An 8,724-nucleotide genomic window follows, 5' to 3' on the forward strand; every position below is an offset into this window, starting at 1 on the left:
CGGCCGCCTTGCCGTCGAGGGTGCCCAGGATCGCAACGCTGACCGCGAGTTCGCGTCCCCGGCCCAGGTCTCCCCCGGCCACGGCGCAGTCCGGGGCGCCCAGTTCCCTGATACCGGCACTGATTCCGTCGGCGAAGTCCTCGACCCAGGCGACGCGGGTTTCCGGGGGCATGGTGAGGCTGACGACGAGGGAGGTGGCGCGGGCGCCCATGGCGTTAATGTCGCTGAGGTTTTGCGCGGCGGCCTTCCAGCCGACGTCGTAGCCGGTGGTCCGGTAGCCGTTGTTCCACTCCAGGCGGAAGTCCTGGTCCACCACCTGGGTGTCGATGCTGAGGACTGTCCGGCCGTCCGGCGCGGCCACTATCGCGGCGTCGTCGCCCGGCCCAAGGATCAGGGACGGGTTGTGTTCCTGGCCGTAGTGCAGTCGCGGGAAGATACGTTCCAGGAGCTGGGATTCGGAGAGCTCCGCCACGGTTAGGGGCGCTTGGGGCGGGGTCGCTGTGGACGGCGTTGGATGTGGGACAGTCTCGTGTTCTTGCACAGCCCTACGCTATCGCGAGGGGTGACAGCGGCGCGTTGCGGGTCGCACTCGCGGGTGATCGTTTTCCTCGTGGCGCCGGCCGCATGCGAGACTCATACGCATGCCCCTGCCGCTGCCCGCCTTGCATCCCGTCGGCGCTCGGGTACTTGCGTGGATTTCCGGGGCCGCACTACTCTGGCTGGTCTTCGCGTTTCAACTCTTTGTGAACGTGGATCCCTTGAGCGTCCGCCGGACTGATGCCGTCATCATGCTGGGCGGCGCGGCGGCTGAACGGCTGCCGGTCGCGCAGCAGATGCAACGGGACTACGGCATCCCCGTCCTGGTGCTGTCCCACACCGACACTCCCGGCAATACTGCGGCCGACGCCGCCTGCAACTCGTCCGCCTTTCCCAGCGCCCAGCTCCTGTGCTTCCGCCCCGACGAGTACGACACCCGCGGCGAGGCGCGTGCGATCGGCAGGATTGCCGAGGCGAACGGCTGGAAGTCCATCACGGTGGTGACGTCCAGTTATCACGTCGCCAGGGCGCAGCGGCTGATGGAGCAATGTACGACGGCGGACGTCCAGATGGTGAACGCGCACCCCAAACTGAGCCTGGGGCAGTGGCTGCGGCGGTTTGTGATCGAGACCGGCGGCCTGATTGATGTTTCCCTGCGGCCGGAATGCGCCGTTCAGCGGACGGGAATGTAAGAATTGAAGACGATCAGGTTGAGTCTCTCAGCCTACTGACGAGGTAACGAGGCGAGGAGGACCGGCTGTTGGGTGATACTGCCGACGATGCTCCCCCGCTGGTTGCCGCCCCGCGACACCTGCGGCGCCGCACCTTCCACGAGGAGATTCCGGACACGTTGCTGGTCCCGGATGTGGAGCCGATTCCTATGGAGTCAACCGACTCCCGGATTCCCAAGCGGAAGGCCGGGATGGCGTCTGGGTGGATTCAACCCTATGGTCGCAAGCGGGTCGTTGCTTTGTTGGCAGTGATATTAGTCTCGATCAGCATTCCCGCACTCTTATTCGCCTTGATTCTTGCGGGTTGAGCTGGAATCAAGGTGCGCGATCCACGATACCTGCGGCCCAAAAGAGCGGGGTGTCCAGCGTCGATTCAGCAATTAATCACGCGTTCCCGTAGCATCGATGCCGACGTCATCCACAATTTTCGGGGGAAAACCCATGCCCAGCATCATGCCGATCTTCGGTACTCGACCTGAGGCCATCAAGATGGCCCCGATCGTTGCCGCCCTGAACGAATCTGAGCTTTTTGATTGTGTCGTAACTGTCACTGGCCAGCACCGCGAGATGTTGGACCAGGTGAATGAGCTGTTTGGCATCGTGCCGGACCACGACCTTAACATCCTGCAGCAGCGGCAGTCACTCTCCGCCATCATGACCCGGACCATTGACGGTCTGGACAAGCTCTTCGCAGAGAAGAAGCCTGATGCCGTGATCGTGCAAGGGGACACGACGACGTCCACTGCGGGAGCCATCGCTGCGTTTTATCACGGGATCCCTGTTGTTCACGTCGAAGCCGGACTTCGAAGCGGCGATCTCTTTTCTCCGTTCCCGGAGGAGGCCAACCGCAAAATCACCAGCCAAATTGCGAGCCTGCACCTTGCCCCCACCAGTGTCAGCCGGGCAAACCTGCTCGCCGAGGGCATCAATGCCGGCGACATCGTGGTCACTGGCAACTCGGTCATCGACGCCCTGCTGACAACGGTGGGCAAGCAAATTGCCTTCACAGATCCCCAACTCGAAGAACTCGCGGCGAGCGGCCGGAAGATCCTACTAGTGACCACCCACCGGCGAGAGAACCAAGGAGACGCCATGCGGGGCGTGGGCAGAGCCTTGGCGAGAATTGCAGACGATGAACCTGAAATGGTAATCGTCTTGCCGGCGCACAAGAACCCTGTCGTCCGCGAGGCGGTCCTGCCTGCCCTCGAAGGCAAGCCGAACGTTATTGTTACGGAGCCGCTGGCTTATGGCGAGTTCACGCGCATGCTCGCGATGGCCCATATTGTCCTGACGGATTCCGGCGGAGTGCAGGAGGAGGCCCCAAGCCTAGGCAAGCCTGTTCTTGTTATGCGCGACAACACCGAACGTCCTGAGGCTGTCGACGCCGGAACCGTGACCCTGATCGGAACCGACGAAGAACGTATCGTGAAGGAAGTGAACCGGCTCCTCCATGATCAGGATCACTTCGATTCGATGGCCAACGCCGTGAATCCCTACGGGGACGGAAAGGCCTCCGAACGAACCGTGGCCGCAGTGGCACACCTGCTAAAGCTCGGAGACCGAATCGCTGAGTTTGGTCTGTGAAACAATCCAGCCGCCGCTCCGATTGCCAGATCTTAGGGGTCTTGAAGGCAGTGGAGATTCAGTTTAAGGACTTACGGGTTTGACGGAACAGTCGATCAACTTCCAGCTTATGAAGGACGCCGTCAGGCGCCAACTCCCTATCTCCGGCAATCCGGCGGGACGGGAGCGTGCTGAGCGATTCCTTAATGAAGACATCATCGTCAGTTCAGCGTTTGGAGACCTCCGCTATGACAAAGGGGAAATCTGGGCGGATGAGACGCAACGAACCCGCGCCCGGTTCGTTCACGGATTGATCTTCTTCGGCGATTGGCACTCCACCGTCCTCACCGACCCGGCCGTTGCTTCAACCTTCGCCGACGCAGCTGTCAGGGTAGTACGCCAATGGGCCAGTATCTACGGTGATGCAACGTTGCTTCCGGCGGTCTCACACCATGATGAAACCACCGCCCAGCGGCTGATTCAGCTGACCTGCCTGTTGACGCGGTTGGAGGGATTGGTCACCCAGGAGGACTTCGAGTGGCTGTCCGCTCAAGCCCTGGACACTGCCAGGCTCCTCGCCTCACCCGATTTTCATTCGGGGGGGAATAACCATGGAATGTTCCAGGACTTGGCGTTGCTTTATTACGCGGTCATGTGTGAGGTCGCTGACGACGAGGAGCGTGAATCGTTCTTCTCCACAGCCACGACGCGTTTGTACTCATATTTCTCGACGGCCTTCACAACCGACGGTGTCCATGTGGAAAACACCCCCACCTATCACCTCATGGTGTCCAAACAAGTTCATGGGGTACTTGAGATACTTTCGGCGGTGGAGCATGAGCACGCTGAACCCTATCGCAGGCTGCTTGACCGGGCCGCGGATTACGCAACCCACGCCATGATGCCCAACGGCATGTATCCGCCCATAAGTGACACAGCCCAGCAATCCGAAGCGCCAGCGGCGAGGCAGAACATCTTTGGTAGACAAGACTTCGTATTCGCCGCTTCGGCAGGCACGTCAGGCACGGAGCCAGCTCAGAGGACCTTGGTACTGCCGGACTCGGGCTACGCCATTTACCGGAGTTCGTGGACGGACCCCAATGCCACGTTCGCCTTTTTTTCCGCAGCCTACAACGCGAACTACCACAAGCACTCCGACGATCTCAGCTTCTTCCTGCGTAGTAAAGGCTTGGACTTGCTGAGCGAAGCTGGACCCTACGGCTATGACTACAAAGATCCGCTGACAAAGTACGCGTACTCCTCTTTCGCGCACAACTGCGTAATCGTTGACGGAAGGTCTCTGCCCCGAACAGACGACTTCAGCCATCTGACAACCCTGGAGCAACATGAAACCCGAGCAGACGGATTTCACGTAACAGGGCGAACCGGGCGGTTGAAGGATACGGTCCACAACCGCGAAGTTGAGATCAGCGAACAAGCGGAAGTTCCCCGCATCGACATCGTGGACACCGTAGAAAGCACGGGCACCCACACCTATGACATGTTGTGGAACCTGGGTCCCGAAGTCGAGCCGGTTATCCATGGTCAAGGTTTCGAACTTTTCCATGCCGGAAAGAAGGTCATGGACCTCTACTTCGAGGCGGACGTGGCAACGACGGTCTCCCTGCATCGCGGTGAGACCAAACCCCGCTACCTGGGGTGGCGCTTCCCGCGTTTCGGTCAAGCTTTGGCAGCCCCCACTGTCCGCATCCGTTTTGAGGGAAACAGCGCCACAATAAAGACCCGGATTAGGCTGGATGACTTTACCTATCAAGACCGTGGCCTAGCCGATCAGGCCGCAGGGTGGCGGCGCTCCCAAGTTGGTCGGAACCTGAACTATCTGGCTGTGCCTGCGACCTCCGGGCCCGGGACCAAGAAGCTTGTAGTGGTTTTCACGGCAATCCATAACCCCGGCGATTTCACGTTCAATTACAAAAATTCACTGGATCCCACCGGAGTCAATGCTCTATACATTCTGGACGACCATGGCGACCAGGGCGCATACTACTTTGCGGACCATGGCGACAGATCCATTTTTGACGCGGTACAGGCCCTTATAAAGCGTGAACTTGAACGGCTCGGCCTAGAAGCCAGGGACCTTGTCACCGCCGGTTCCTCGAAGGGCGGTACCGCAGCGATCATTCACGGCGCAGCGGCTGAGGCTGGAGAGATACTCGTAGGAGCCCCCCAGGTGCGTGTCGGGAGCTTCCTTCAAGGGCCGCATCCAAATATTCTCCAATTTATGACTGGCTCCACTTCGAGCGAGGCCGTTCAGTCATTGGACCAAGTCGTCTTCAGGGCTGTCGATAGGCTATCCGAGAATACGAACCTGTCTATAGTTGTTGGTGAACAAGACCACCACTATCGACACCATGTCCTGCCCCTTCACGAGTATGCCAAGTCTCAAAACAAGACCATCAATCTTTCGGTGCTTCCAGGGCTACCGCACTCCGAGATCGGCGTCGTCTACCGACGCTTCTTGTCCCAAGGTGTGGAGCAGATAATCGCCGGTCAAGGGCAAGATCATCTGGCGTATGATTATGCCGATCTCAATGCCGGCGAAGGGACTCTTTCAGTCAGCGTCCTTGCTCGACAAGGCTGTGAGATCGCTTTTCGCCTATACCGAGATTCCGAAATGATTGCTAAGTTGCCCTACAGTCCCCGGACGTCGGCAACATGGGCTGGGCTAGCGGCTGGCAGGTACAGAGTGAGAGCGTTTTACCGAGTCGCTGAGGACGGGTCCGTGAATGCTTTCACAACCAAATGGGCACTCGTTAGCTGAGGGTGCTAACCATGCACCATTCCCAGCGGCGGTGCCTACGCGACGGACACATAGAATCAATAACCGATCTACCTAGCATCACCACCTTCTGACGAACTGAGCCACTCACAGATGCGCCCACTAAATGTATTTGTCTACGGTGGAGGGCCTGCTTCAGCTATTGTGACGGACTATTCCGACACTACGCTGGTGCCATCGGTCCTTGTCGCCCGTCAATCACTCATCAGTGCCATGAATGGACCCAGCGGAGCCTTCATTACGCCGCAGACAAACCTGCGCCCCGCTGAAGCACGGCAACTCGACGCTGATTTACGCGGCTCACTGCCGGACGATTTGGCGCTCCATGCCCGGAGTATCGATTTTGTGCTCATGGATTTGTTCGACGAGCGTTTCGGCGTAGACCAGATTGAAGATGGCTCTTATCTAACTCGGACCCCAGCGCGAGTGAAACACGTGGGCTTGGGAGCCGTGAAGTCCCAATTCATCGCCTTTGGAAGTGACGAGCATTTTGAAATATGGACCGACGCAGTGGACCGGTTTTTAATAGTCCTTACTAAACTTGAGATACTGCCGATCACATTCGTTTTGGATGTTCCTTGGGCTCAGTTCGACGAAAATGGCAAGAATGCCGAATTGCCCTATGGGCTGGCTCCCGCTGACGCAAATGTGGTGTTCGGCCGTTATGTCGACTATCTCCGCCAGGGGGGCGTCCAGGTTGTCCATCAGGCCCAGACCTTCGCATCCAGCGACCACAGGTGGGGTCTCGCCCCTTTCAATTTTCACGACAAGGTTTACCACGCTGTGACGGCCACCCTCAGCGCGGCCCTCATCGACTCCGGCGTCGGAAGGCTCATGAAGAGCAGTCTGAATTGGGACGAACGCCATCGCGCCGAGACCGCGCGGTGGACTGCCATCGAACAGTTCGACGGGGGACGTGTGGGCCGAACCCATCACATCGTCTCTCACGTATCTGGAGCACACACATTCCCTCTCCGTTGCTTGGTGCAAACTGCTGACTCCGACACGCTGTTGGTCGTCAGTCACGGCGCCTTGCTGCGGGCCAAGTACTCCCTCCCGAGGTTTGAATGGCTCGCAAGCCTTGAAGGCCGGACTGAAAACCTCATGTTCCTTTCGGATACAGCACTTGAGCAGTTCGGCGGACTCGAACTTGCATGGTTCACGGGCAACGCGCGAGACGACCTTACCCGCCGCTATGCGGATCTGGTGAAGCGAACGGCCAACCAACTCGGCGTCGAAAAGATTCTCTTTCTTGGCGGCTCAGGGGGAGGTTTTGCTTCACTGGCTTTAGCTTCACTCTCGCCGGGAAGTAGAGCTCTTGCATTCAATCCACAAACCAAGATCCGAAAGTACTGGAACAAATCGGTGCGGCAATATGCAGATCACTTGTTTCCCGAGTTTGCGTCCCTCAACGAATTTGTGACCCTACGGGGCCGAACAGATATGGTGTCTCGGTACACGACTGATCCGAGGCCTAACAGCCAAATCATTTACGTCCAGAATGACGATGATGAACATCATGTGGAGAATCATTTGCGGCCTTTCGCCGCCGCTTTTGGCATGCTCCCAGAGTCAGGAGTTTCCGACGACGGCAATTTTCGACTGATCGTCGAACACTTCGCCAGTGGGCACAACATGCCGTATAGAAGAGTTCTGAACCCTTTTGTGGATCTTGCCTTAGCCAACTGGGGATCATCACTGGCCCTAGCCCCCGGGGCCTCTGCGGAACTGGCCGTTAGCCATATGACGGCGAATCTGGACGTTGTCGATTCTCCGCCAACCCACGCCGCGAGCGGAAAAGCGTAGGATTCGCTTGCGAGGAAGGTCAGGTCGACGCCGTGGCGTCTAGTAGGCGGTTGCGGTGAGATCAAGTGCGGTGATCTGGGGCATGGTGAGTTTGAGGATGGTCAAGGCCTTGCCGTCAGGGCCGGTATCCGGTGCCGGGACCGCGGTAAGGGCGGATCCGGCCGGGACTCCGCTGAAAACGATCGTGATCGCCTGCCCGTCACGCCGCAACACCGCCCGGTTCGTCCCGATACTCACACTCGCATCGGTAACCCACTGCCAGGTCAAGTCTTTGGCAGTGGCAGCCCGGATGACGTCCTTGATGACCATGCTCGTACTACCGTGGGTCACGGTCCTCGTCGCGGTACTGGTACCCGGCAGAGCCTGCCGCAAATCCACCGACGCCGCGATTGTCGACACTGCTTTGATCGCCGCAGATGCCGTGACAGGTTGGTTCACCCCCGGGATCGTGAGCGTGGAGTGCGCCGAGGTCCCCGGCTTCCAGTAGGTGTAACGCTGCAGCGCCGAGTAGTACCCCGAGGTACTGCTCGGCATCATGCCCGGATCCACCGCCCACTGAATCCCCCTGCGGAAGAACGACACCGTGCCCAGGTCCAGGTGCGCGTGGGTCAAGACGTTCGACCCGCCCTTCAACGTCGCCGTGCTCCCGGGCACGTGCAATGCCGCAAACCCGGTCTGCGGATACACCGAGGTCAGCTTCGCAGGCAAAGCACCCGGCGCAATCCGCCACCACATCAGATACGCGTCCGGTTTCTGCGCGAACCGTCCAGCCACCCACGCCGCGACCCCCGCATCACCCCGCACCCGCGCGTCCCACGCCGGCATCAGCGCACTCAACTCCTGCGGGAGCGCATCCCCAAACGGGGTGGGCAGCCCGTCCGGGCTGGTGCTGTTCAACGCATACCCCGAAACCTTCGCCAGTGACGGCATCGCCACCGGAACACTTCGATACGCATTGGCCAGCGTCGAATACAACACCGCCACAGCCCTGCTCTGGTAATTCCAGTACCCCGGCCCCTCCTGGGTCCCGCCGTCGGCAGTGATCATCTGCAGCGCAGGCTGGATGGACTTCAACGACACCTGAGCCAACGCCGCCGCCTGCTCCGGCCACCGCTTCAAAAACACCGCCCCCGCCACAAAATTCGCCGCGTTATGAATCGACGCCATATTCGTCGGCGTCGTCACAAACGAATCCCGATCCTCATAAAGACACGTCTGCGGCCCCAGCCACCGCACCAGCACCGTCTCCTCCAACCCCGCCAACTTCACCCAGTCCACCGCAGACGA

Annotated in this window: 6 protein-coding genes; 4 read left to right on the forward strand and 2 right to left on the reverse strand. The window is 59.4% G+C overall.

Annotated elements, in window-relative coordinates; translation table 11 throughout:
* A partial coding sequence (locus K789_RS0117445; RefSeq protein ID WP_024367888.1) for a thiamine-phosphate kinase occupies nt 1-472 on the reverse strand: 472 nt, incomplete at its 3' end.
* Nucleotides 473-641: 169 nt separating this feature from the next.
* On the opposite strand from K789_RS0117445, the gene K789_RS0117450 reads away from it, so the two are divergent.
* From K789_RS0117450 to K789_RS0117470, 4 genes are all read left to right on the forward strand, one after another.
* The gene (locus K789_RS0117450; RefSeq protein WP_024367889.1) at nt 642-1,229 is read left to right on the forward strand and encodes a YdcF family protein; all 588 of its coding nucleotides are present in this window, start codon (nt 642-644) and stop codon (nt 1,227-1,229) included.
* Between the two features lie 480 nt (nt 1,230-1,709).
* The gene (gene wecB / locus K789_RS0117460; RefSeq protein WP_024367891.1) at nt 1,710-2,852 is read left to right on the forward strand and encodes a non-hydrolyzing UDP-N-acetylglucosamine 2-epimerase; all 1,143 of its coding nucleotides are present in this window, start codon (nt 1,710-1,712) and stop codon (nt 2,850-2,852) included.
* A gap of 79 nt (nt 2,853-2,931) precedes the next feature.
* Nucleotides 2,932-5,613, forward strand: a complete 2,682-nt coding sequence (locus K789_RS0117465; RefSeq protein WP_024367892.1) for a heparinase II/III domain-containing protein — start codon at nt 2,932-2,934, stop codon at nt 5,611-5,613.
* A 189-nt stretch (nt 5,614-5,802) separates the two neighbouring features.
* A complete protein-coding gene (locus K789_RS0117470; RefSeq protein ID WP_128081662.1) occupies nt 5,803-7,437 on the forward strand; it encodes a DUF6270 domain-containing protein in 1,635 nt (544 codons plus the stop codon).
* Between the two features lie 39 nt (nt 7,438-7,476).
* Here K789_RS0117470 and K789_RS0117475 read toward each other — a convergent pair.
* The coding region (locus K789_RS0117475; RefSeq protein ID WP_157835695.1) for a heparinase II/III domain-containing protein at nt 7,477-8,724 on the reverse strand (1,248 nt) is incomplete at its 5' end.

This window comes from Arthrobacter sp. TB 26 (assembly GCF_000427315.1).
Lineage (GTDB): Bacteria > Actinomycetota > Actinomycetes > Actinomycetales > Micrococcaceae > Arthrobacter.

What these genes read in the sequence shown, in the direction of transcription:
- wecB (WP_024367891.1), top strand. Translation starts at nt 1,710, where the DNA reads ATGCCCAGCATCATGCCGATCTTCGGTACTCGACCTGAGGCCATCAAG.
- K789_RS0117450 (WP_024367889.1), top strand. Translation starts at nt 642, where the DNA reads ATGCCCCTGCCGCTGCCCGCCTTGCATCCCGTCGGCGCTCGGGTACTT.